At 37.8% G+C, this 25,086-nt stretch carries 24 protein-coding genes and 1 tRNA gene; 17 read left to right on the top strand and 8 right to left on the bottom strand.

All coding sequences use genetic code 11. The features are described 5' to 3' along the window. Positions 1 to 162 precede the first annotated feature (162 nt). Entirely contained in the window at positions 163 to 1,194 is a 1,032-nt protein-coding gene (locus tag G0028_RS12430) for a L,D-transpeptidase family protein (RefSeq protein WP_130073120.1), read from the bottom strand. Between the two features lie 570 nt (positions 1,195 to 1,764). On the opposite strand from G0028_RS12430, the gene pyrC reads away from it, so the two are divergent. The 5 genes from pyrC (at position 1,765) to G0028_RS12455 (ending at position 5,312) form a co-directional block, all read left to right on the top strand. Further along, a complete protein-coding gene (gene pyrC, locus G0028_RS12435) occupies positions 1,765 to 2,799 on the top strand; it encodes a dihydroorotase (protein ID WP_130073119.1) in 1,035 nt (344 codons plus the stop codon). Beyond that, positions 2,784 to 3,443, top strand: coding sequence for a ribonuclease T (rnt, locus tag G0028_RS12440; protein WP_130073118.1), 660 nt, complete (start codon positions 2,784 to 2,786; stop codon positions 3,441 to 3,443). Before pyrC ends, rnt begins: the two co-directional genes overlap by 16 nt. A 20-nt stretch (positions 3,444 to 3,463) precedes the next feature. After that, positions 3,464 to 3,539: transfer RNA gene (locus G0028_RS12445), tRNA-Glu, on the top strand. Between the two features lie 199 nt (positions 3,540 to 3,738). After that, a complete protein-coding gene (locus G0028_RS12450; RefSeq protein ID WP_130073117.1) occupies positions 3,739 to 4,674 on the top strand; it encodes a hypothetical protein in 936 nt (311 codons plus the stop codon). A 485-nt stretch (positions 4,675 to 5,159) separates the two neighbouring features. Beyond that, a complete protein-coding gene (locus G0028_RS12455; RefSeq protein ID WP_174492361.1) occupies positions 5,160 to 5,312 on the top strand; it encodes a hypothetical protein in 153 nt (50 codons plus the stop codon). Between the two features lie 84 nt (positions 5,313 to 5,396). On the opposite strand, the gene serC is transcribed toward G0028_RS12455, so the two are convergent. Continuing rightward, positions 5,397 to 6,476 carry a 3-phosphoserine/phosphohydroxythreonine transaminase gene (gene serC / locus G0028_RS12460; RefSeq protein ID WP_180045097.1) on the bottom strand — a complete coding sequence of 360 codons (1,080 nt, stop codon included), beginning with the start codon at positions 6,474 to 6,476 and terminating at the stop codon, positions 5,397 to 5,399. A gap of 398 nt (positions 6,477 to 6,874) precedes the next feature. Here serC and G0028_RS12465 point away from each other — a divergent pair, with 398 nt between their 5' ends. The 5 genes from G0028_RS12465 to gltP all read left to right on the top strand — a co-directional run bounded on the left by G0028_RS12465 (position 6,875) and on the right by gltP (position 13,316). Beyond that, positions 6,875 to 8,323, top strand: coding sequence for a TolC family protein (locus G0028_RS12465; protein WP_227554813.1), 1,449 nt, complete (start codon positions 6,875 to 6,877; stop codon positions 8,321 to 8,323). A gap of 13 nt (positions 8,324 to 8,336) precedes the next feature. Further along, entirely contained in the window at positions 8,337 to 9,491 is a 1,155-nt protein-coding gene (locus G0028_RS12470) for an HlyD family secretion protein (protein WP_180045095.1), read from the top strand. A gap of 1 nt (position 9,492) precedes the next feature. Then, entirely contained in the window at positions 9,493 to 10,638 is a 1,146-nt protein-coding gene (locus G0028_RS12475) for an ABC transporter permease (RefSeq protein WP_180045094.1), read from the top strand. After that, positions 10,631 to 11,749 (top strand): ABC transporter permease, encoded by a 1,119-nt coding sequence (locus tag G0028_RS12480; protein WP_180045093.1) that lies wholly within the window; start codon positions 10,631 to 10,633, stop codon positions 11,747 to 11,749. Before G0028_RS12475 ends, G0028_RS12480 begins: the two co-directional genes overlap by 8 nt. Positions 11,750 to 12,026: 277 nt before the next feature. After that, positions 12,027 to 13,316 (top strand): glutamate/aspartate:proton symporter GltP, encoded by a 1,290-nt coding sequence (gltP, locus tag G0028_RS12485; protein ID WP_130073111.1) that lies wholly within the window; start codon positions 12,027 to 12,029, stop codon positions 13,314 to 13,316. 35 nt (positions 13,317 to 13,351) lie between these two features. On the opposite strand, the gene G0028_RS12490 is transcribed toward gltP, so the two are convergent. From G0028_RS12490 to purL, 5 genes are all read right to left on the bottom strand, one after another. Beyond that, complete coding sequence (locus G0028_RS12490; RefSeq protein WP_180045092.1) at positions 13,352 to 13,795, bottom strand: hypothetical protein; 444 nt, start codon at positions 13,793 to 13,795, stop codon at positions 13,352 to 13,354. Positions 13,796 to 13,798: 3 nt separating this feature from the next. After that, on the bottom strand, positions 13,799 to 14,296 hold the full coding sequence (locus G0028_RS12495) for a hypothetical protein (RefSeq protein ID WP_180045091.1): 498 nt from the start codon (positions 14,294 to 14,296) through the stop codon (positions 13,799 to 13,801). A 77-nt stretch (positions 14,297 to 14,373) separates the two neighbouring features. Further along, on the bottom strand, positions 14,374 to 14,499 hold the full coding sequence (locus tag G0028_RS21230) for a KGW motif small protein (protein ID WP_257222169.1): 126 nt from the start codon (positions 14,497 to 14,499) through the stop codon (positions 14,374 to 14,376). Between the two features lie 164 nt (positions 14,500 to 14,663). Then, the gene (locus tag G0028_RS12500) at positions 14,664 to 15,116 is read right to left on the bottom strand and encodes a hypothetical protein (RefSeq protein WP_180045090.1); all 453 of its coding nucleotides are present in this window, start codon (positions 15,114 to 15,116) and stop codon (positions 14,664 to 14,666) included. Positions 15,117 to 15,196: 80 nt separating this feature from the next. Next, positions 15,197 to 19,033, bottom strand: a complete 3,837-nt coding sequence (gene purL / locus G0028_RS12505; protein WP_180045089.1) for a phosphoribosylformylglycinamidine synthase — start codon at positions 19,031 to 19,033, stop codon at positions 15,197 to 15,199. Positions 19,034 to 19,385: 352 nt separating this feature from the next. Here purL and G0028_RS12510 point away from each other — a divergent pair, with 352 nt between their 5' ends. Beyond that, entirely contained in the window at positions 19,386 to 19,823 is a 438-nt protein-coding gene (locus tag G0028_RS12510) for an NADAR family protein (protein WP_257222168.1), read from the top strand. 82 nt (positions 19,824 to 19,905) lie between these two features. On the opposite strand, the gene G0028_RS12515 is transcribed toward G0028_RS12510, so the two are convergent. Then, positions 19,906 to 20,493, bottom strand: coding sequence for a hypothetical protein (locus tag G0028_RS12515; protein WP_180045087.1), 588 nt, complete (start codon positions 20,491 to 20,493; stop codon positions 19,906 to 19,908). A 92-nt stretch (positions 20,494 to 20,585) separates the two neighbouring features. Here G0028_RS12515 and G0028_RS12520 point away from each other — a divergent pair, with 92 nt between their 5' ends. From G0028_RS12520 to ruvB, 6 genes are all read left to right on the top strand, one after another. Beyond that, positions 20,586 to 20,777, top strand: coding sequence for a hypothetical protein (locus G0028_RS12520; RefSeq protein WP_180045086.1), 192 nt, complete (start codon positions 20,586 to 20,588; stop codon positions 20,775 to 20,777). A 59-nt stretch (positions 20,778 to 20,836) separates the two neighbouring features. Continuing rightward, positions 20,837 to 21,307 carry a hypothetical protein gene (locus tag G0028_RS12525; RefSeq protein ID WP_180045085.1) on the top strand — a complete coding sequence of 157 codons (471 nt, stop codon included), beginning with the start codon at positions 20,837 to 20,839 and terminating at the stop codon, positions 21,305 to 21,307. 117 nt (positions 21,308 to 21,424) lie between these two features. Further along, positions 21,425 to 22,765 (top strand): deoxyguanosinetriphosphate triphosphohydrolase, encoded by a 1,341-nt coding sequence (locus G0028_RS12530; RefSeq protein WP_180045084.1) that lies wholly within the window; start codon positions 21,425 to 21,427, stop codon positions 22,763 to 22,765. A gap of 35 nt (positions 22,766 to 22,800) precedes the next feature. Further along, a complete protein-coding gene (locus G0028_RS12535; RefSeq protein ID WP_130073104.1) occupies positions 22,801 to 23,301 on the top strand; it encodes a hypothetical protein in 501 nt (166 codons plus the stop codon). Positions 23,302 to 23,378: 77 nt separating this feature from the next. After that, the gene (gene ruvA / locus G0028_RS12540) at positions 23,379 to 23,981 is read left to right on the top strand and encodes a Holliday junction branch migration protein RuvA (protein WP_180045083.1); all 603 of its coding nucleotides are present in this window, start codon (positions 23,379 to 23,381) and stop codon (positions 23,979 to 23,981) included. A gap of 45 nt (positions 23,982 to 24,026) precedes the next feature. Then, positions 24,027 to 25,031 carry a Holliday junction branch migration DNA helicase RuvB gene (gene ruvB / locus G0028_RS12545; protein WP_130073102.1) on the top strand — a complete coding sequence of 335 codons (1,005 nt, stop codon included), beginning with the start codon at positions 24,027 to 24,029 and terminating at the stop codon, positions 25,029 to 25,031. Positions 25,032 to 25,086 lie beyond the last annotated feature (55 nt).

Raw genomic sequence — 25,086 nt, forward strand, 5'->3', positions numbered from 1 at the left:
AAAAAATAAATCACAGTTTTAAATTACAACAAAATATAAATCACATTTTTTATAAAAATAAATTTAAATAATAATTAAATAATATTAACCAATGTAGTGGTTTTAAAAGAAAAATAGAGGTATATGAATACCTCTATATCTCAACATCATTCAATAGCTTAATCATTCCAAGAACTTAACCACAGCGCCCTCTTGTACTTTTCGCCCTAGATCATTTGCATCCCAGTTGGTCAGGCGAATACAGCCATGTGATGCTGTTTTCGAAATTAAGGACGGATTGGGAGTACCATGAATCCCAAAAGATGGCTTACTTAATGCGATCCACATATTGCCAACAGGACCATTTGGACCGGGTGGTAGAGTCAAAGGCTTTTTATTGCCACCTTGCACAAAGTTTTTAGGTGAATAACCATAGTATGGATTTGCAGCCACTTTAACGACTTTATGCGTTCCTTTCGGAGAAGGCGTATCTGCACCACCAATTGTGGCAGGGAAAGAGCCCACCAACTGATTTAAATGGTTAAATAAGTAAAGTTGACGTGCGCCTTTATGTGCAACAATCAAAGTAATATCATCTGGTAAATCATTACGCACATTAGGCACAATAATTTTTTGCCCTACTTGATTAAAATTAGCTTTGGGATTGATTTGTCTTAGAAAATCTTCATCGATATGAAATTTTTCACCCAATAACTCAGTAATGCGCGTGTAATACAACCCTTTCATTTTGGCTTGTAATGCATAATTACGCGGAATACTTTTGGCAAAAGGACCTTTGAGATCTTGCGCAGTAATACTATATTCAATAAATGCTGGCTGTTTTTGGCGTGCAACAAGGCTATTCCAAGTTGTTTGGTTTAACACACCTGTAATTTCTAGACCATTCATCTGTTGATAAGCGGAAATGGCTTTTAAAAAATTTTTACCACTTTTTGCATCAATCGGACCAGGTGACGCATGCAAATTATTCAGCATCACCTGTGCACGCGCATAAGCAGGATATTGCCCGCGTGCCAGTTGTGCAGACCATACTGCATTGTTAATCGCATCTTTACTCCAACTCACAGTTGCAGCAGGTTTGACTTGTGTTGTTTTCTTCTCATCTTGTGCTGTATTGCCTGTTGTTGCATAAGCAGATGAATTCAACATCGTGAAGCATGTAAGTAACATGATGAATGGCACAGTTTGGCGCATTTTTTACTCTCTATTCATCCCATTTTAAAATATTAAAAAACAAATCTTTAGCTACTTATATGCAGTATATAGGATCAATTTTCTAAAATACCTTATCAATATAGTATACTTTATTCAAAGTAAAACTTATTAAAATATTTTATTTAATATCAATTTGTTAATTGTACTAAATATTCAAAAAAGCACAATAATCACCCAAATCAAAAACACTACAAAAGTGCGACATATTTAACACTTTATTAAGTAAAAAGTGAACGATTATTTCACTTTTTTATCATTCAAAAATCAACTAATTTTTGCGATCATTTAATATAAAGTTTTGATATAAAATCATACGTACTCTATCTAAACATTTTTCCATTGTTTTCAATATAATTGTATGCCTGTCATCTTATATATCATCGTTATTTTCAAAACTCAGCGTATATAATCAACCAACAACTACAGATTGATTAAAAAATATCTGTTTAAGACCTACAAATCGGTTTGATTTTTAGCAAGTCCAAAATAGCGGTTACCATTTTAGTTGGAATGGATTATCATCTACCTTATTTTTCAGTAAGAACTGCCTTGAACACGATTACTCTTCTTCAGCCCGATGATTGGCATGCACATCTACGTGATGGACTTGCTTTAAAACGTACTGTTCCAGATTTAGCTCGTCAATTCGCACGTGCGATTTGTATGCCAAATCTTGTTCCTCCTGTAAAAACAGTTGAAGAGGCATTGGCGTATCGTGAGCGTATTATGGCGCACGTCCCTGAAGGTTTAACTTTTGACCCACGTATGGTGTTGTATTTTACCGACCATACCGAACCTTCTGAAGTTAAAAAAATTAAAGACTCAGCACATGTTAATGCCATTAAACTTTATCCTGCAGGTGCAACCACCAATTCAGATAATGGTGTAAGTGACATTCGCAAAGTATATGCAGTCATCGAACAACTTGAAGAACATCAAGTTCCGTTATTGTTACATGGCGAAGTTACACATAATCACGTTGATATTTTTGATCGTGAAAAACGTTTCCTTGATGAGGTCCTCGCACCATTATTAAGACAGTTTCCAAACTTAAAATTGGTTCTAGAACATATTACGACCAGTGAAGCAGCGCATTTTGTGCTTGAACAAGATCGTAATGTTGCAGCAACCATTACCCCACAGCATTTATTATTTAACCGCAATGACATGTTAGTTGGTGGTGTTAAACCCCACTTTTATTGCTTACCTATTTTAAAGCGTCAAACACATCAACAAACTTTATTAGAAGTTGCAACGAGCGGTAATCCTAAATTTTTCTTAGGAACTGACAGTGCACCACATTCTAAAAATGCCAAAGAAAATGCATGTGGTTGTGCAGGTTGCTATAGTGCACCGACAGCGATTGAACTGTATGCACAAGCCTTTGACCAAGTGAATAAAATCGAACGTTTAGAAGGTTTTGCAAGTCATTTTGGTGCAGATTTTTATGGTTTAGCTCGAAATACTGAAACCATTACACTTGTAAAAGAAGATCAAGTGATTCCTGAAAGTTTTGACTATTTGGATGGCGAAAAAATTATTCCGTTGTATGCGGGTAAGACCATTCAATGGAGAAAAGTGTGACAACTGAAATACAGCCTGTAATTGCACAACGATTTCGTGGTTTTTTACCCGTCGTCGTTGATGTTGAAACAGCAGGTTTTAACGCCGATACAGATGCATTACTCGAAATTGCATGTATTCCAATCATCTATAATGCCGAGGGTGAATTTGTACCAGGTGAAGCGCATCATGCGCACATCAACCCCTTTGAAGGTGCAAATTTAGATCGGCGTTCATTAGACTTTATTGGGATCGATCCTTCGAATCCAATGCGCATTGCGATGGCTGAAGACGAAAAAACAGCATTAAAACGTATGTTTAAGGCCGTGAATGAAGTTCGTCGTCAGCAGCAATGCACACATGCTGTACTTGTTGGGCACAATGCACATTTTGATTTAGGTTTCCTCAAAGCAGCAATTGCTCGCACAGGGACTAAAAATCAGAATCCTTTCCATAGTTTTTCTGTTTTTGACACAGTCACTTTAAGTGCTGTGATGTTTGGGCAAACGGTATTAGCAAAATCATGCATCCAAGCAGGAATCGAGTTTGACGGTAAGGAAGCGCATTCTGCTTTATATGATACGCAAAAGACGGCTGAACTGTTTTGTTATATTTTGAACAAACTGTCTCCTCATCTACTTGACACTTTGATGGCGGATCAATAAGATAGCGCCATCTTCTAAACGACCCTATCGTCTAGAGGCCTAGGACATCGCCCTTTCACGGCGGTAACCGGGGTTCGAATCCCCGTAGGGTCGCCATCTATTTTGCTTCAGCATTTAAAATACTTTTCAATTTTATTTTCACATATTTACATTTGCATGATTTATGCACTATTTTTACCTCCAAATTTCAATAAATCACTGCTTTGAATGATGAATTTACATTGCAGGACTTGAAAAATAGCAATCACCCTCGATTTAATAGAACAAGACAAGCTTTTTGCATAAATGAAATGATATGAACAATCAAAACAGACCTGAAATAATTACCATTGATGATCAGAACTTCGGTAGTCATGTTGAACATTGGAGTTTACTCACGGACAACCCCACTACAGAAGTACCAAAATGGTTAGGTCTTGCTTTAGATGCACCTGTGATGCCGATGGGTTTATGCCAAAAAGAATGTGAGATGGATGAAAGTGCGTGGCTCATCCAAGGACCAAATGGCGAAAAAATCCAAGTCAGTCAAATTATTGCTGTCGAAAATAATAAACCTAAAGCCGTTAAAACAGCTTTTCCAAGTTTTGAAAGTCCTTATTCCATCCAAGCTAAAATTGACCGTATTATTACCTGTAAAACCAACACACAAGCCGTTTTACAACTCCAACTCGGTCAAAGTACCGTCTATGCATTTGACAGCCTTTACAGTGTTAACCATGCGCATTATCAACAATCTCAAAGTTATCAAGTTCAACTCAATGCATGGGCATATGAGTTAGAAAAAGTTTCTGATCACGAACAAATCGTGGTTGATGATCCTGCTTCAATTAAACACCATCGTGCTTTAAACGATATTTTATCTGAAAATAATGGCGTAGCTCCTGAGAATCTACAAGAACTCTTAGATGCGTGGGAGCCTAAAACAGAAGCAGACAAAGAGCCTGTGACGGTCGATTTTTCAAAAATGGTGGCTTATCTCTACGGTGAAACGTTAGGTCAAGAAGATGAGGCGTGGTTTCAAGGAAAAGTCGTGGGCAAAACCCACATGCAATTTATGCAGCAAGACTATACACTTTATGACGTTACTTTGATTTTAGAAGAAAATCAGCCTGCAATTTTAGTACGAATCGCTACAAAAAATCCTGAATATAAAGATTTTGCAATTGGACAATATATCCGTGGCAATATTTGGATTCAGGCCAATATTTATACTGAAACTAAAAATGCTTAATCTAATGCCAATTAAATTAAAAAGCCCAGACTAGATTTGGGCTTTTTAATTTAATTATGTAAGATCATGGACAGAATTCATCAATATCAATGCTTAATTTTATTGTTTATTTTATGTTAAAAAAAGACAAGAACAAAATATCTTGATAACGCTACAGTATTATTTTTTAACACCTATTCATCAACCTATCAGATCATTTGTCGCATCTAAATATAAAAATAAACAACATATTTTTCAAAAACTTAAATTAAAATAATCAAAACTAAAGATTTATCTTTCATAAAATAAATATATTTTTAGACATTCACATACGCCATATAAATATCTGAACACATTTTAAATGAAGAGTATTGCATCATTATTTTGGCATAAAGCAGCATTGATTTTAAAACTCAGATAAATAAGCACTTTATTTGCACATTTTTTTATGTTACAAATAGCCCGAACCGATAGATTTAACAATAATTTAAAATCCAGGCTCAGTGATGAAAATTATACCTGAACAATCACCCCATCTCATTCAACAAAATAGTGGATTTCGTTTACCTTGGGATAAAGGCGCATGTTGCTTTTTTGTCTTAGGCATATTTTTAGCTGCCATTATTTTTCATATTTTTGGGATCTTCCCAACAACTTAAATTTTTCAAGAATATGCAAAAAAATCCCGCAAATGAAATGCGGGATTTTTTATAACTTGATGTTTGAATGGTTAATTCAATCAATTAACCATGACGTTTTGCAAAGTCATCCATAAAGTTAACCAATGCTTGTACGCCTTCTAATGGTACAGCATTATAAATACTTGCACGCATACCACCTACTGAACGGTGACCAGCAAGGTTAAGCAAATGATTTTCTTCAGCTTCTTTCAAGAATAATTTATCCAAATCAGCATTTGCTAAAGTAAATGGTACATTCATGATTGAACGATTTTGTTCTGCAATTGGATTTGCATAAAAATCGCTTGAATCGATATAACCATAAAGTAATTTAGCTTTAGCAAGATTGGCTTGATGCATGGCATCCACACCGCCCTGCTCAAGTAACCATTCAAAAACTAAACCTGATAAATACCATGCATAGGTTGCAGGTGTATTCACCATTGAATCATTTTTCGCTTGTGACGCATATTTCAATAAACTTGGAATTTCAGGTTTTGCTTGATCTAATAAGTCATCACGTACGATGACAAGCGTTAAGCCCGCTGGACCAATATTTTTTTGCGCACCTGCATAAATTAAACCAAATTTAGACACATCTAATGGTGCAGACAAAATACTTGAAGAAAAGTCAGACACTAATGGTTTATCTGTTTCAGGAATATTGGCAAATTGAATTCCGCCAATGGTTTCGTTATCTGCATAATGCACATAAGCAGCATCATTTGATAAGTTCCATTGGCTTTGATCAGCAATGGCTAATTTACCATTAATACTTGTTCCTGCTTCAATGATATTGATCTCACCATAACGCTGTGCTTCTTTGGTCGCTTTCTCAGACCAAATGCCCGTATGGATATAATCTGCTTTTGAGTTTTTGCCCAATAGATTTAAAGGAATCGCAGAGAACTGTAATGATGCGCCACCTTGTAAGAACAACACTTTGTAGTTGTCAGGAATATTCATTAATTTTCGAAGATCTGCTTCTGCTTTTTCAGCGACAGCCACATAGTCTTTGCTACGGTGACTCATTTCCATGATGGATAAGCCTTTACCACGCCAATCTAACATCTCTTGTTGAGCTTTTTCTAAAACGGCAGTAGGTAATGCAGCAGGACCAGCACAGAAATTGTACGCGCGCATGATTTTTCCCTTATTAAAGTGAAACGAATGAAATAGGCGCATTTAACCACAAATCGCCCTTTGTTGCAGCAGCTTTGTTAGTCAATCTTTCAATATGTTTCTGAATTTAGAGTTGATATTTCAATAAGAAAAATACAACTGCTTATTTTTTCACAATATGATGACTCGACTTATTATTTTGATCTTTCCAAGCCATTCTCGCTATTGTGGTGACTAAGCATCATAATGATCTATATATTACTTGTGTTTAACTACAAAAATTACACATGATAAATGTCGCTTTTAGATTATTTATTCTAGTCATTCAAGGTTAGAATAGTTTTAAATTTAAACAAATACTGATGATTTTGCAGATGAAATTAACGACGTATTATCCTAAAAAAATGTTATATACATCGATGCAATTGGGTTGCTTATGTGTACTAAATTTAAGTTTAGCGATCCCGACATATGCAGAGAATCTTAGCTATGCTCAAGCTGAACAGTATTTACTTGAAAATTCATATACCTCTCAAGCCAATACAGCATTAGATCAGGCCTCAAAATTACAAGCCGATGCTGTGAAAAATATCGGCTTACCTCGTATAGACTTAAATGTACGTGCCTATAAATTTCATGCAGAAACAGATATTCCTTTGGATGGTGTTAAAAATAATTTAGAACAAACATTGTCTTATGGTGTAAATGAAAAAGTAGATCAATGGCAAACACAGCAGAATATACCCAACACCATCACAGACCCTTTAAAAGAAGGTTTAAATCAAGGCATTCATAATGGTATTGGTTTAATTCCAGATAGCACTCATGTGGTGATGGAAGATGAAACCATACGCCCAACCGTGTCAGTGATGATGCCCATTTATACGGGTGGCTTAACCACCACCACCAAAAATATTGTCAATCTCAAAGCAGAACGCAGCCAACTCAACAGTAAGCAACAACAAGATACGCAACGCTTTGAAATGATTCAGGCTTATTTTAATGTGCAATTACAACAACAATTACACAATGCCAGTGCTTTTAATTTAAATGCAATGCAACAACATTATAACAATGCTTTAAAACTTGAAAGGCAAGGTTTTATTAGCAAAGGGCAACGTATGCAATTTGAAGTTGCTAGAAATAATGCAACTCGTGCCGATCAGAATGCCACAGCAAACTTAGCGACCAGTCAATTTCAGTTAAAGAATTTACTGAATAAATCATCGGTTGATCAACTCACCACACCTCTTTTTATTAACCGTTCACAACAGCAGAATATTGATCAACTATTAGCATCTTATCCGCAAAGTTCTCATTTAGTACAAAAAATGCAAATGGATATGCGCTTAGCAGATGAAAATATCAAACTGCAACAAGCAGCGAAAAAACCGACTGTTTTTGCTTTTGGCGAATATAGTTTAGACCAAGATCAAAATTGGATTGTAGGCGTGGCTGCTCGCTATAATTTATTTTCAGGGATTGATAAAAATAAAAATGTACAAGCAGCTGAACTACAGCGCTATGCAGCCGAACTCGGTACGGCTCGTACCAAACAAGAAATTGAAAATGTGATTTATAGTGCCTATCAGGCGATGCAAACAGCACAAATGAATCAACAATTATTACGTCAAAATGAAGCAGCAGCATTGGAAAACCTACGCATTCAAAGTTTATCTTTTAAAGAAGCTATGGGTACAGCCACACAAGTCATTGATGCACAAAATCAACTCAGCGCCCTTCAAACAGAAATGGCCATCAATGCCTATAAATACGTGATGTCTTTAGCCACACTTTTACAGAGTCATGGCTCTATTGATCAGTTTAAAACTTATGTAAACCAATCCAATACTGACTATATTCGCTAAAATGGGGAAAATAATGACACAACAACATGACCCAAAACTTGATAAAGTTGCAAAGACCGATGCAGCTATAGAGCAGACTGCTGAACAGCATCCAGATTTAACGGCACCCAATAGCGCACAATCAGAGCAAATACATGCTGACCCCACACCAGTACAAACAACATCTACTGAAAAGGCAGCGAAAAAAACACGATTATTGATCATCGGTTTAATTCTTCTGATTGCCCTTCTCGGCTTGATTGCTTTTGGTTTATGGAAAGCTTATCAACCGAAAACTATTGATGTACAAGGTCGAGTAGAAACTGAAACCATCCATATCAGCACTAAAGTTCCAAGCCGTATCGAAGAAATTTTGGTCAAAGAAGGGCAAAATGTCACACAAGGTCAGGTTTTGGTGCGTTTAACCAGTCCTGAAATTGAAGCGAAAAAACAACAAGCACTGGCAACATTACAATCGGCATTGGCTTTACAATCCACCGCAGAACGTGGCTCACAACAGGAAAATATCGACAGTTTATATGCCAACTGGCAGGCTTTAAAAGCACAAGAAGCGCTCGCATATACCACTTATCAACGTGGTGCAAACTTATTTAAGGAAGGGGTTATTTCCCGTCAACGCAGAGATGAAATGCATGCTGCAGCACAGTCCTCTCATCAAATGACTGAAGCTGCTTATCAACAATATGCACGTGCCAAACGTGGCAGTACCACACAACAAAAATCGAGTGCCGATGCACAAGTGCAAATCGCCCAAGCTGCGGTAAAAGAAGCCAATGCACTAGAAGCTGAAACCACGTTAAGCGCACCCTCATCAGGTACAATTTCTAAAATCTATGGTAAACCTTCTGAACTCGTTGCAATGGGTGTACCTGTCGTAAGCTTGCTTGAAACCGATGAACAATGGGTCAGTTTAAATGTCCGTGAAGACCAATATGCGCAAGTTTATCAGAGCAAAATGCTACAAGGATTTATTCCTGCTTTAAACCGAACTGCCCATTTTAAAATCGAAAGTATCGATGCTGAAGGAGAATTTGCCACCATCAAAAATACACGTCAAACAGGAGGTTATGATGTACGTAGTTTTAAAATAAAGTTACTTCCTGTGGAAAAGATTGATCACCTAAAAATTGGCATGAGTGTCATTTTTAAGCTACCAGAGCAACAATAATATGTTTGCCTGCATGTTGCGTGAACTGCGCTATTTGATCAGTCATAAATGGGATCTCGCACTGGTGACGCTTGCCCCACTGTGTTTACTGATTTTATTTGCCAGCATGTTTTATACAGGTAAAGCAGAACATTTACCCATTGCAATCATTGATCAGGATCATAGCCAGCTCAGTTTAAATATTGAAAAATATTTAAGTCATAGCAGCACACTACAAATCTATGAAGTTTCTGACAATGTCGATGATATCGAAAAGTTGATTAACCAGACCAAAGTGTGGGGCTATGTGCATATTCCTGAGGGTGCTGAACAACGTCTCGTACAAGCACAAGATGCTGGTATTAGCATTGCCTTTAATCAGTCTTATTTTAGTATTGGCAATACGATTTCTTCAGCCATGTTAGTATCAACTTTACAAGGTGTGGCAGATTTTAGTAAAAACACTTATTTGGCAAATACACTTCCCTATGCCAATGTCCCCACAGCCAGCATTAAAATTTCTCCTTTATATAATCCAGACCTCAGTTACGAATTTTATTTAGAACCTTTTATGATTCCTGCAATCTTGCATTTGCTGCTATGTTGTTGTGTCGCATTTGCTGTAGGACAGGAACTCAAATCTAAAAGCATTTCAACATGGCAGCATCATCAAGGCTTTCTACACGCAATTTTGGCAAAAAATTTAGTCTATGTTTTCATTTTTAGTGCTTGGACATGGCTTTGGATGTTTTGGCTCATTGAAATCCGCGGTTGGTTTGTAGCAGGTCAAGTGTGGCTCATTTTGATTGGGCAATTTTTGTTTTATTTGGCTTATGCCTTAATCAGTACCACAGTGGTCCTTGCAACACAAAATTTGTCGAAAAGTTTTGGATTTATCGCTGTATATGGCGGTTCATCTCTGAGTTTTGCAGGTGTGACATTACCATTAAATAATGCCCCTATTTTCACACAATTTTGGGCGAATATTATTCCCTACACGCCTTATGCAAAATTACAAACTGAACAATGGGTGGTTGGTAGCCCAATCAGTATTTCACTCATTCCACTACTGATCCTTGCTGTATATTGCATCTTTTATGCATTCGTCTCGGCAATCTTATTGAAAAAAATGACACAGAAATCATCACAAGGAGCTGCACATGTCTAAGTTCAGCAACTTTTTAAAACAGCTTTTTCGTGATTATCTACAAACTTTTAAGAATATTGCAGCAAATTCATCAATTTTAACCACAATGGTATTGTCAATTTTTTTATATAGTTTTTTCTACCCAACCGCTTACAAGGCACAACAAGCAGAAGCATTGCCTATTGTGATTGTCGATGAAGAACAAAGTTATTTAACGCATGCCATTATTAGCCAAGTCTATAAAAGTCCCAATGTGAAAGTTCAAGATATCACAGGTAATTTTGAAGAAGCAAAACACTTGCTACAACAACAAAAAGCCGATGGGATTTTGTATTTACCTCAAAATTTATCGAATAGCATTGCACGCGGTGAAACAGGTGGGATTGGACTTTATCTTAGCGCAGCATATTTTTTAAAAACCAAACAAATCGGTTTAGGTTTAGCAACATCCATCGAAAATACACTTGCCGAACATGCTGCAAAATTTGGACAAATTTCGCATTTTAAAGCTGCACTTTCAATCCATCAAATTCCTTTATTTAATACTCTTTCAGGCTATGGCAGTTATATTTTCCCTGCCATAGCTCCATTGATCATTCACCAAACCATTTTACTTGGCTTATGCATGCTCATTGCAGGTTATCGTGAAAAATTTTGGCGTGCATCGCTCAGTGAGTTCTGCGGAATTTATTTTGCAGCACTCACCATTGGTTGCCTAGGCTGTTTTTATTTATTTGGTTTTACCTATTGGCTGTATGATTATCCCCATGGTGGAAATTTCACAGGAATGCTGATTGCTGTTCCAATTTATCTCAGTTGTGTGATTGGACTTGCGATGCTGCTTGCAAGCTTTTTGGACGTGTCTGAGCGTGCAGGGCATCTGTTGGTTTTTACTTCTATTCCATTATTTTTATTGTCTGGTGCAGCTTGGCCGATCTCTGCTATGCCGACATGGATGCAATATTTTTCACATATTTTACCTTCTACACAAGGCATTAATCTGTTTATTCAACTTAATCAAATGGGTGTCCCCTTCGCTCTGATCATGCCTAAACTGATTTATTTAAGCACTTTGGCATTGATTTTATTGGTTTTAGCTTTTTATCGGGTCGCTTATATGTATAAAAAATAAGAATAAAAAGCCCAACTATAATTTATAAAATTAATTAATCTTACAAATAGAATTGAATAATTAAATAAAACTGAATTATTTTTATGCAATTGATAACAAATTTACATAAAAAAATTATGCTCACTACTTAAATAAGCGCAAAATGCAGCATTTTCGAAATACTCTAAACGCTCAAAAGCCCCCAAATATAACTCCCACAGTTCTTGTCGGGGGATTTTTTGTGTGTGTTTCATAGAGTTTTACTTTTTCGCCAAAATCTGAATTTTAAGGGCTCAGTATGAAGAAAATGAAAATTAGCCTTGCTTGGCAAATTGTTATTGCGCTCTTCCTCGGTGTTATCGTCGGGGCATTTTTGCACAATTCTCCTGAAATACGTGATGATATTGTTGCGAATTTTTTACAACCATTAGGTAAGATTTTTATTAATCTTATTAAAATGATTGTGATCCCACTTGTGCTGTCTATGCTGATTTTGGGCATTGCAAATGCTGGGGATACCAAAAGTGTAGGTAAATTGGGTTTTAAAACCATTGTCTACTTTGAAGTGATTACGACTGTAGCCATCATCGTTGGTTTAGTTGCAGCAAATATCTTCCAACCTGGTGCTGGGATTGATATGTCGAAGTTAACGACTTCTGACATTTCACAATATCAACAAACCACACAAGAAGTCAGTGAACATGCCCATGGCTTGGTCAATACTGTTCTTTCATTGATTCCGTCTAATATTTTTGCGGCAATGAATGATGGACATATGTTGCCCATCATCTTCTTTGCTGTGATATTCGGTATTGGTTTAGGTTCTTTGGCTAAAGAAACCAAACAACCACTAATTGATGTATTGAAAGCTGTTTCTGAAACCATGTTCAAAGTTACGCACATGATCATGATGTTTGCACCATTTGGTGTCTTCGGTTTGATCGCTGCAACCGTTGCTAACTTTGGCTTTAGTTCTTTAGTCCCACTCATTAAACTTGCATTATTAGTTTACGGTGCAATCTTCTTCTTTATCTTTATCGTGCTTGGTTTTGTTGCAAAATTCTGTGGTTTCAGTATTTGGACCATTATCAAAATCTTAAAAGATGAATTGATTCTAGCATATTCAACTGCAAGCTCTGAGACCGTTTTACCACGTATGATGGAAAAAATGGAAGCTTATGGTGCGCCGAAATCAATCACCAGTTTTGTTGTTCCGATCGGTTATTCATTTAACTTAGATGGTTCAACACTCTATCAAAGTATTGCTGCGATCTTTATTGCACAGCTTTACGGTATTGATTTAACGCTTACTCAACAAGTTGTTTTGGTATTGACCTTAATGATTACATCTAAAGGTATTGCTGGTGTACCGGGTGTATCTTTCGTTGTGCTATTGGCAACTCTCGGTAGTGTCGGTATTCCACTTGAAGGCTTAGCATTTATTGCAGGTATTGACCGTATTTTAGATATGGCACGTACTGTATTAAACGTCATTGGTAATGCATTGGCTGTTCTTGTCATCAGTAAATGGGAAGGTCAGTTCGATACAGAAAAGCAAAAATCTTATAACTTTGATGCAACACATTAATTTTTAAGATCAAAAAACCACCTTCGGGTGGTTTTTTATTCTATAGCACATAAAATATCAACTGTGTCTTGTAATACTTTTTCACTCTCACTCAACAAAATATCTGCTTTCTGTGGCAATAAAACAACTTTAATCTTGCTTTGATCTGCATCTATCATACCTTGAGTGATAAAGCCTGATTTTCGCACACAAATCGACCAATGATAATATTTCGAACCATGTATCATTAGACTCTCAACTTTCCATTCTCGTTGTCCTGAAAATTTTGCTACTCCTTGTGCATCTGTCAATTTTTGAATCTTTGCTATGGTATTTATCGCAGGATGAACCTCTGTCAGTAAAATAATTTGCGCATTTGCTACTGCTTGACCATTTTCATCAACGACATTCACCTCAAATTCAGGTTTTAATTTTTTATAGACAGGAAAACACGCTGTCAATCCTAACGCTAAAATGATAAATAAAAGTGCATTCTTCATGCTTTAACCTGCATAGACACATACTAACTTGGAATTCCCCTGAGGTGTTTCTTGTAAAGTATTCTCAATATTCCAGTCATTAGCCATTGCCTTGCGTATGTGATACGTCACAGTAGACGGTTTACCCTCGAAAATAAAATAATAAGCACCTGATTCACTTTCTACAGTACGTATTCCTTGCAACGCAATTTTAATCAGCTTTACACCATATACTTGCGTATTTACGGCAAAGTCATCTTGATCTACATTCTTGGTTTTATAATGTTGGTAGCCCTGCACTCCTAAATACTTATTTTTATCCAACTGTACTGTTTGCAAAGCTTTATTTACTTGGATGTGTTTTTTATTTTGCTGATTCACATCATTTATAAAGTTGATCATAGGATTGGGCATTTCACAGTTTATGGATTGGCGATTAATCAGACTTTCAATTTTTATATCTTTCGCTGTTGTAAATTGCGTTGTCCAAAGACATACAAATGCCAATATTATTCTTAACATAGAAAGACCTTTTTAATTTTCAATAAATTATAGCCAATAAAAAACCACAAACCTGTGGTTTTTGTGATTTTAAAAAATTATGCCAATATATAAGCAGTGATGATGATTAACATTTGCAATCCTAAAACGACTGCAAACCATTTCCATCCTTGTTGGCGCAATGCAACGCGATCTATACTTTGATCATTAACTGTTTTAATCATTTTGGCACCTCATTCATTCTTTACTGAATTGATAAGTTTTGGAGCAAAATCTGTCTATATAAAAACAATGTAAATTAAGCAAAAAATAAACCAAGTTTTGAAGTGTAACAATTTAAATACCTATACATATTCAATCTTCATTCATCTCTAATGGAAACACGATGTTAATAAGCCATCTGTGTTGGATCCATCGTTTCATCAAAGCACTCATTTCCTTCAGTTTTTATGACTTTTTGTTGTTTCAAGATAATACGTATAGACTTTCCATTTTGCTTTTTCAAATCAATTGATTTAGGCATTTCATAACCTTGTTTTGAAATACATAGATTCCAACTATAGACCTGAAAACCATGTATGAATAAAGTTTCCATTACCCATTTTCTTTGTCTTTTGAACTCAACTTTACCTTGTGCATCTGTAAATAAACGATTAAAAACAGGCATAACACGTGCTGGACGCTGTGTGGTTTCCATCACAACTTTTGCATTTTTGATCGCTTTTCCCTGCTCATCAACGACTTCAACTTGAACAGGAGTCCGAATAGTTTTATAAACAGGATAACAAGCTTGTAATAGCCCACACATTAAAATAATAGAAAGCATGTGCTTTATTTTCATTATATTCATCCTTTTTATCTATGTATTATGCATAGAAAAGCCCCTTTCGGGGCTTTTCTATAGCAAATTGAATGGATCAATTAACCAATAAACTTACGGGCATTACGGAACATACGTAACCATGCACCATCCTCAGTCCATTCTTCAGGTTTCCAAGAATGCTGAATTGCACGGAAGTTACGCTCAGGGTGCGGCATCATAATCGTTGCACGACCATCTTTCGAAGTTACACCTGAAATTGCTTCAGGTGAACCATTCGGGTTCAATGGATAGTGTTGCGTTGCATTACCCAAGCTATCTACATAACGTAAAATTACTTGGTTGCCTGCATTCAATGATGCAAAATTTTCAGCAGACGTTTCTGCACGACCTTCACCATGTGCCACGGCGATTGGAAGAATCGAACCTTCCATACCTTCTAAAAGAATCGATGGAGATTTTTCAACTTTTACATTCACCACACGTGCTTCAAACATTTCTGAAGTATTACGGCGGAAACGTGGCCAATTGTCTGCACCCGGAATTAATGGCGCAAGTTGTGCAAGCATTTGACAACCATTACAAATACCCACAGAAAAGGTATTGTCACGGCTAAAGAATTTCTCAAACTGATCACGTAGTTTTGGATTGAACAATACAGATTTCGCCCAACCGCCACCTGCGCCCAATACATCACCGTAAGAGAAACCACCACATGCCACTAGACCTTCAAAGTCGTCTAAATCAATACGACCTGAGAGTAAATCGCTCATGTGAACATCGACAGTGTTGAAGCCCACTTTGTCAAATGCCGCAGCCATTTCCACATGACCATTTACGCCTTGTTCACGTAAAATCATCATGTTTGGACGACGTTCATTGATGTATGGCGCTTCGACAGGTTCATTTAAGTCAAATGTTGGTAATGCAATCAGACCTTTATGTTCTATATTAGCAATTAGGCTGTATTCTTGATCTGCCGTTTCTACGTTGTCACGTAAGCGTTGGATTTGATGAGAAACTTCAGTCCATGCTTGTTGTAACTCAGCACGGCTTAAACTTAAACCATTCACAGTTAAAGTGTCTGTATCATTAACCGTACCCACCACTGCTATTGCATCTTTTAATTTAGATGCTGCAACTTCGTCTGCCAATGCAGCCCAATCCGCTTTAGAAATTTGCAATACAGCCCCAATTTCTTCGGCAAATAGACTTTCAGTTGATTGATCTTCTAAAGCTACACCAAGACGTGCAGCAAACATCATTTCAGCAACTGTTGCCAGTAAACCACCATCACCGATGTCATGATACGCTTTGATCAAGCCACGATTGTTCCAGTCTTGTACCAATGCAAAGAAAGCTTTGAAGTCATCAAAACTATCTACATCTGGGGTAACAGACCCAATGGCTTTATACACTTGCGCAAGGATCGAACCGCCCAAACGGAATTGACCTTTAGACAAATCAATACGTACAAGCACTGAATCTTCATTTTTAAGTTCAGGTGTTAATGTCTTACGTACATCAGTCACAGGTGCAAATGCAGTGATCACACCTGACATTGGCGAAGTCACCGATTTATTTTCACCTTCGTCATTCCATGTGGTACGCATTGACAATGAGTCTTTACCGACAGGAATTGCAATACCCAGTGCAGGACACATTTCCATACCAATGGCTTTTACGCCTTCGAACAGTGCCTGATCTTCACCTTGCTGACCTGCAGCCGCCATCCAGTTTGCAGACAATTTAATGTCACTGATTTGGTCGATTTTTGCAGACATGATATTTGAAATCGATTCTGCAACCGATAAACGTGCAGAAGCAGCAGGATTTAACAATGCGACAGGTGGACGTTCACCCATTGCCATCGCTTCACCTGTGTAGCCTTGTAAGCTTGTGGTTGTCACTGCTGCATCGGCAACAGGAACTTGCCAACGACCAACCATTTGGTCACGTGCAACCATACCTGTGATTGAACGGTCACCGATGGTGATGAGAAATGATTTAGATGCAACTGTTGGATTTTTCAAAACACGGAAAATTGCGTCTTTTAAATCCACTACTTTCGCAGCAGTGAAGTCATCACCTTTACGCTCAATGGTTTCATATGAACGGCTCATGCGCGGTGTACCACCAAGCATCACTTGCATTGGCATATCCACAGCTTTGTTGTCAAACAATGGATCATTGACAGTCAACTGACGTGCTTCAGTTGCTTCACCTAATACAGCAAACGGACAACGTTCACGTGCACATAATGATTCAAACAATTCTAAAGAGCTTGGACGAATCGCCAATACATAACGCTCTTGTGCTTCGTTTGACCAGATTTCCATTGGCGACATACCCGGCTCTAAAGACGGAATCTTACGCAAGTCAAGGATTGCACCAAGTTCGTGATCATTTACGAGTTCAGGCATTGCATTGGAAATACCGCCCGCACCGACATCATGTACAGATACGATTGGGTTAAAGTCTTCCATTCTCCAACATGCATCGATCACTTCTTGGCAACGGCGTTCCATTTCAGGGTTTTCACGTTGTACAGATGCGAAATCAAGGTTTTCACCGAGTTTACCGCTGTCTACAGAAGACGCTGCACCACCGCCTAAACCGATGAGCATTGCAGGACCACCGAGTACAATCAGTAAATCACCCGGTTGAATGGCATCTTTTTCAACGTGATCAGGACGGATATTCCCGTAACCACCTGCGATCATGATTGGTTTATGGAAACCTTTTACATCGCCATTGACATTTTGTTCAAAAGTACGGAAGTAACCGTTGAGCGCAGGACGACCAAATTCGTTGTTAAATGCTGCACCACCTAAAGGACCATCAATCATGATCTGTAAAGGTGAAGCCATACGAGATGGTTTGCCGTAGTTTTCTTCCCAAGGCTGTTCAAAACCTGGAATATTTAAGTTTGAAACGGTAAAACCTGTTAGACCAGCTTTTGGTTTACCACCACGACCTGTTGCACCTTCATCACGAATTTCACCACCTGAACCTGTTGCTGCACCTGCAAATGGCGCAATCGCAGTCGGATGGTTATGTGTTTCCACTTTCATGAGAATGTGAGCCGCTTGGCTCTTGTATTTATAAACGTGGTGACCTGTCGCTTCATCTTTTTTCGGATAGAAACGTTGTGTGTCAAAGCCTACGATCACAGAAGCATTATCTTTATACGCTGACAAGACATCTGTAGGTGATTCTTTATACGTGTTTTTAATCATTTGGAACAAGGACAATGGTTGAACTTCACCATCAATTGTCCATTCAGAACCAAAAATTTTATGACGGCAATGTTCAGAGTTCGCTTGAGCAAACATCATCAGTTCGATGTCGTGTGGGTTACGACCCAATTTATTAAATGCAGCAACTAAGTAGTCAATTTCTTCATCAGATAAAGCAAAACCAAACTCAGAATTGGCTTTTACTAATGCATCTTTACCTTGACCGAGAATATCAATGGCATTTAACGGTTTTGGTTCAGTTTCTGAGAATAATGTAGTTGCGTCATCAATTTGATTGAATACGCTTTCTGTCATACGGTCATGTAGAACTTGCTTAACTGCATCTGATACTTCAGAAATACCCTTTAAAGTAAACAAAACACCGCGTTCTAAGCGGTGTACAGGCGTATTACAGTTGGCAAAAATATCAGTTGCCTTTGATGACCACGGCGAAATCGTACCGACACGAGGTGTCACTAAAATTTGCACTTCATCACTTGCAGCTTGGCGAATGTCAAATGAAGCACCGTCATTTAAAAGCTGTAACGCAGATTGCTGTTGCTGCTCGCTGAGCGCTTGGTCAAACAGATAGACCCATTGGCTTTCTATTGATTGAACAGAACTGATAGACGATAAACGTGTTAATAGTTGTGTTTGCTTAAAAGAAGAATGTGCGGGTGCACCGGCAATGATAAACATGCTGTTTTTGGCTCCACGGGCAGGTTTAGACAACCCACCGCAATGTGACTTGAAGAGAGCGCATATTCTACTGTGAAAGCGCATTTTCAGCTAGTCATCTACAGCTTAAAAAATTAAGTTTTCTTTATTTAAAATGCGCTATTTACTTTGACTTTCAAGTTCAAACATGATTAGTAACAATTGATTAATATAGAACGATAAGCCCATTTTTCAGTTTATTATGTTTATTTTCCCTCAGTCACTTCTTTAATAAATCGTTGCCATCTAGCTACTTTATTCTTTTTAATTTGCATTTCAACCCATATAGTGTCACTATAACACCTATTAAATCACAACAAAAATTGAAATGACTATGACCAAAATTAAGTTTTATAGCACACAAGATGAATTTGGCGAGTTTTCCAACTTTGCACATTTTCCGATCAAACTTGATGGAAAAATATGGCACACCACTGAACACTATTTTCAAGCACAGAAATTTGCTGATCCACAATATCAAGAAAAAATTCGTGCGGAAAGATCTCCGATGATTGCAGCACGTCTAGGACGTGACCGTAAACAAAAGCTTCGCAACGATTGGGAATCTATAAAAAATAATGTGATGAAAAAAGTCCTGATTGCTAAATTTACTCAACATGAAGATTTAAAAAATTTGTTAATTTCTACAGGTGAGGCAAAGCTGATTGAGCATACAGAAAATGATGCTTATTGGGGCGATGGTGGTGATGGCAAAGGTAAAAATTGGTTAGGTCTTTTACTGATGCAAGTGCGCAAGGAAATTGCGCCTTAAATTGTATATAGAACAACCAACAGATAAGGATCAAAGCGTCGCTTACGTTCATCGTCATCTGCATGAAAATTTATTTTGCGCTTTAAACAGGTGCTAGATACTCATAAATCCCTGAATTTTCCACAAAAGAGACTTGCCAATACTGTGGATTTTCTTTGTTATGCATAGGCTTCGTCACAAATAGACGATTATGTTCTGTATCTAAAAATATAAAATCAGCAGGTGCAAGATGAACTTCTTCCTCATAAGGCGGTGTCAACAATGTCCAACCTTGTGCAATCAAACGAGGCATTATGTTCTGCATAAACTGTTGTTCTGTCATATTTTGCTCAGCGATACTAAACTGAAATAACTTGTATGACATCTTTTGATGTTGCCATCTAAAATCCCAATACTTTATGGTTGGTAAAGCGGTACTAAAACCCAATTGTGCTTGCTGATAAAAATAAGAAAAACGTGAGGGTAATTGTTCTAAACGCTGTTCGACAGGAATATCATCGTATTTTAAGCGTACTTTTGGCTCGAAAGATGCTAAAAATTGTACAAACCCATAAAAGAACAATGCAATCAGTCCATAGATCGCAAAAGCAAAGAATTGTGCTTTTAACTCATCCACAATATTGCCATCATCTTCAGGAAATTGCTGATGAGGATCTTGCCCATCTGACATCCTATCTCTCCTACTCTTTTTTAATCTGAATATTGGAATATGCTATGCAACTCAACGCCTTTATTTTTATTGCTATCGAGGATAGATAGATTTTGGAGCATTTTCCAATTTTACCTGCGTCCCCATTCATCTTGATGAAAAAATATGATATAGCACAGAACATTGCTTCCAAGTACAAAAAAACTACTGATTCAGCCTATCAGGAAAAAATTCGTAAAGCGACCTTTGCTGTAATGAAGATGGCAGTGGTCAAAATTGGTGAGGCAAGCTATTTATACGCATAAGAATACCAACACCACTTCAAAGCACCCCATCAGCACACATTCAATACATTGGGATAATCATGTTATACAACGACATACTAGACTTTCTAAACAGCCATCACATCGACCATCAAGCCCTTCCATTCGAAGTGACTACGCACATCAATACTTTACTTGAGCCCTTATGGCGAGGATCGCAAGCTCAACTGGATTTTTCATCTTGCGCATCTGCACAAAAAATTGAATTCTCATGTAATGTCCCTATTGATCATGATGTTGTACAACAATTGATTCAACATCATCATTTTAGCATTTTGAAAACGACTCAGAGCATTTTATATTTTTCAGGCAGTTTACCTTGCCTACGTGTAAATACCTTGCAATTTCAACAACATCTTTTTGCCTTTATGGACGAGTTTTGTTATTTAGTCACGTTCTTTCTGCTTGACCCTCAATATCAGCAACACACATTACCCTCTATAGACACATTCGTACTTTTAGAATGTAGCCCTTTTGATTATCTCTTTGGGCATGTAACACCATCCCCTTAAATTTAAATTTTATTTAAGCCTAAAAGACAAATTATGTCGCACAACCCAACGACTACCCTAGTACATTCACGCTAAATTTGGCATGATCAATTGAAGTAAAATACTGAAGCATGATAAATGACTCAAATGCGTTGGTTAGAACTGCTTTCCACAGTTCGTTTAGGCAGCAAAAAGCAAAGTACAGAACAGGCACGTAGCCCATTTCATAAAGACTATGATCGCATTATATTTTCTCAAAGTTTTCGACAATTGAATCGTAAAACTCAGGTTCATCCACTCACGCAACACGATGGCATTCATACACGACTTACGCATTCCTTAGAAGTATCATGTATTGGTCGTTCACTCGGCATGCTTGCGGCAGAAAAAATTCAAGATGAACTCCCGATGTGGATCTCTCCTGCCGATGTGGGTGCCATTATTCAAGCGGCTTGTTTAGCGCATGATATTGGTAATCCGCCCTTTGGACATGCAGGTGAATATGCCATTCGTGAATGGTTTGACGATGCTTCACATACCGACTTTCTAAAAGATTTAAGCCCTGAACAACAAGCCGATGTGCGTCAGTTTGAAGGCAATGCGCAAGGTCTACGTTTACTCACTAAAATTGATTATCATCCCAACGATGGGGGTATGCGTTTGACTTACGCAACCTTAGGGGCTTACTTAAAATACCCTTGGCTATCTAAGACCATCGAGTCACAAGGCAATACACCTGCCAACAAACGAGCTAAATTTGGTTGCTACCAAGCAGAAAAAGAAATTTTAAAGCAGATTGCAGATCAACTCGGTTTGATTCAACTCGGTGAATATCAATGGTGTCGTCATCCGCTGACATATTTGTTAGAAGCGGCTGATGATATTTGTTATGCCCTCATTGACCTTGAAGATGGCATTATTTTAAATATGCTGTCTTATGAAGAAGTTGAACCAATTTTCCTCAATTTGTTGGGTGATTATGGTGTGCCTGCGGAGTTGAGTATGCCTTATACCACTTGGCAACAAAAAATCGCGGCTTTGCGTGGACGTGTCATGAAACGCTTAGTTGATGAAGTCACCACGGCTTTTGCTAAAAACCATTTCCAAATCCTCTCAGGGCAGCTCAAAGGTTCGTTATTGCAGTATTGTGCTGAAGATATTGAAATTGGGATTGAAAAAGCAAAGAATTTAGCACGTGAAAAAATCTTTGAACATCCGCAAAAGTCGGGTTTAGAAATTATTGCCCATCAAAGTTTGCAACATATTTTAGATGCCTTTATCCCACTCACTACACCAAATAAGACTTTGAGTTTTAAAGATGGTCGTTTAATGTCAATTTTAGATCGCTTTGGTGCTCGTTTTAGTGATGATCATTATGACAATATTATGCAAGTTTTGGATATTGTGAGTAAGTTTTCAGATCATCAAGCGTATAATTTGGCTCAAGAACTACAAGGCAATAAGGTTGGGTTCTTTTAATTCGATTGAAAACTCAATATCTCGGATATGATTAAATGAATGAACGAAAACTTCCGCCTTTTGTTTATTATCTTTTGCCATTTGCTTTAGTTTTTTCTATATGTTTTGGTACATTCTATTTATTAGTGCATATAAAATCTGAGAATAAACAACCTGTAGTAGATCAAACAATCGAACAAATTTTAAAGGGTAAGCCTGATATTTTTCTTACATTATATAACGAGGCACTAAGTATTTTTCCAAAGTTTATTCATACTCCTAATAACGTAAATTTCTCATTATCACTAGGAGGTCCACATGGTAAAAACCATACATTGAAAATTACTATTCCTCAAAATGAACTCAGCATCATAGAATTTGAACAAATTTATATTCCTAAATTCAAGAAAAATGGTTGGGTTGAAAAAAAGAATGTTGGAATCATGATTTTTATTCAAGAAAAAAACCATACCCTGAGCTGCATTTACCGACCCAACATCAAAACTGCAAATAGTTGGTATATAGAATTTAAATCTGAAAAAAGTGTTTGTCTGTAAATTAGCAATGATTTTTTTGCGTTTAGAGCAAATGGCAACTAGTATTCAACCATGAACAAAATAAGTGAACACATGCAATGATCGGATGTCTTATTGGTGAAGTCTTAGCTTTAGAAGCACCTACTGTACTTTTAAATGTAAATGGTGTTGGCTATGAAATCGACACGCCACTTTCCACATTTTGCCAACTGCAAAAAGGGCAAAAAGTCACTTTATGGACGCATTTAGCCGTCCGTGAAGATGCACAACTCCTCTACGGCTTTTTAAACCAACAAGAAAAAATCATTTTCCGTACCTTGTTAAAAGTAAATGGCGTTGGACCTAAAATGGCTTTAGGCATTCTTTCAACTTTAAGTGTGGAAATGCTGATTCATACTGTTGAAAATGGCGATGTGAAAACCTTAGTCAAAGTTCCGGGTGTAGGTGCAAAAACTGCTGAACGCTTAATGATCGAACTACGTGATCGTTTTAAAGCATTTTCCACAGGTGCTGCGGCAAGCGGTACAAGTACCACACAAATTCAATTTACAGGCAACTCCGCTGTTGCAGAAGCCGAAGCCGCTTTACAATCTTTGGGTTATAAACCTGCGGAAGCACAAAAGCTGGTTAATGCTGCCAAAGGTGATTTTACTGAAGCAAGCGATATCATCCGTGCCGCTTTGAAGTCAATGAATAAATAAGTCAATCCTGATACATTAAAGATAAAGAGTTAGATTAATCATCCAATGCAAGACCGTTTAATCAGTGGTTCTGAAAAACCCGAAGATCATTTTGATCGCGCCATTCGTCCAACTTCACTCGATGACTATATTGGTCAGCCTGTGGTGCGTGAGCAAATGGAAATTTTTATTGGTGCAGCGCGCGGACGAGGTGAAGCCCTTGATCACACCTTAATTTTTGGACCACCGGGTTTAGGTAAAACCACACTCGCCAATATTATTGCCCGTGAAATGGGGGGCAATCTGAAATCTACTTCAGGTCCTGTATTGGAGCGTGCGGGTGATTTGGCAGCCATGCTGACCAATCTCGAAGAAGGTGATGTACTCTTTATTGACGAAATTCACCGCCTATCCCCTGTCATTGAGGAAATTCTCTATCCTGCGATGGAAGACTACCAACTCGATATCATGATTGGTGAAGGACCTGCGGCACGCTCCATCAAACTGGATTTACCACCATTTACCCTCGTTGCTGCAACAACACGAGCAGGTTTACTGACTTCGCCTTTACGTGATCGTTTCGGTATTGTGCAACGACTTGAGTTTTATTCGGTTGAAGATCTGACCCATATTGTTTCACGTTCTGCCTCTCTTATGGATGTACCTACAACTTCCGATGGTGCAAAAGAAATTGCTCGTCGTGCACGGGGTACACCTCGTATTGCAAATCGCTTATTACGTCGTGTCCGTGACTACGCACAAGTCAAAGGTACAGGCGAAGTCACACAGGAAATGGCGCAACGCGCTTTAGATATGCTCAATGTCGATAAAGATGGTTTAGACACATTGGATCGTCGTTATTTAAGTATGTTATTGGAACGTTTCGATGGCGGTCCTGCGGGTGTAGAAGCTTTAGCTGCCGCTATGGCGGAAGACTCTGGAACCTTGGAAGATGTGATTGAACCTTATTTGATTCAACAAGGTTATGTCATGCGTACTGCACGTGGACGGATTGCCACCAATCAAGCCTATTTGCAGTTTGGTCTGACACCACCCGAACCCAAGAACTGATTATATCAAATCTTTCATCGGAAGCCTGTATACAGGCTTCTTCAGTTTTTAAGAC

The sequence above is a fragment of the Acinetobacter piscicola genome, from assembly GCF_015218165.1.
Classification (GTDB): domain Bacteria; phylum Pseudomonadota; class Gammaproteobacteria; order Pseudomonadales; family Moraxellaceae; genus Acinetobacter; species Acinetobacter piscicola_A.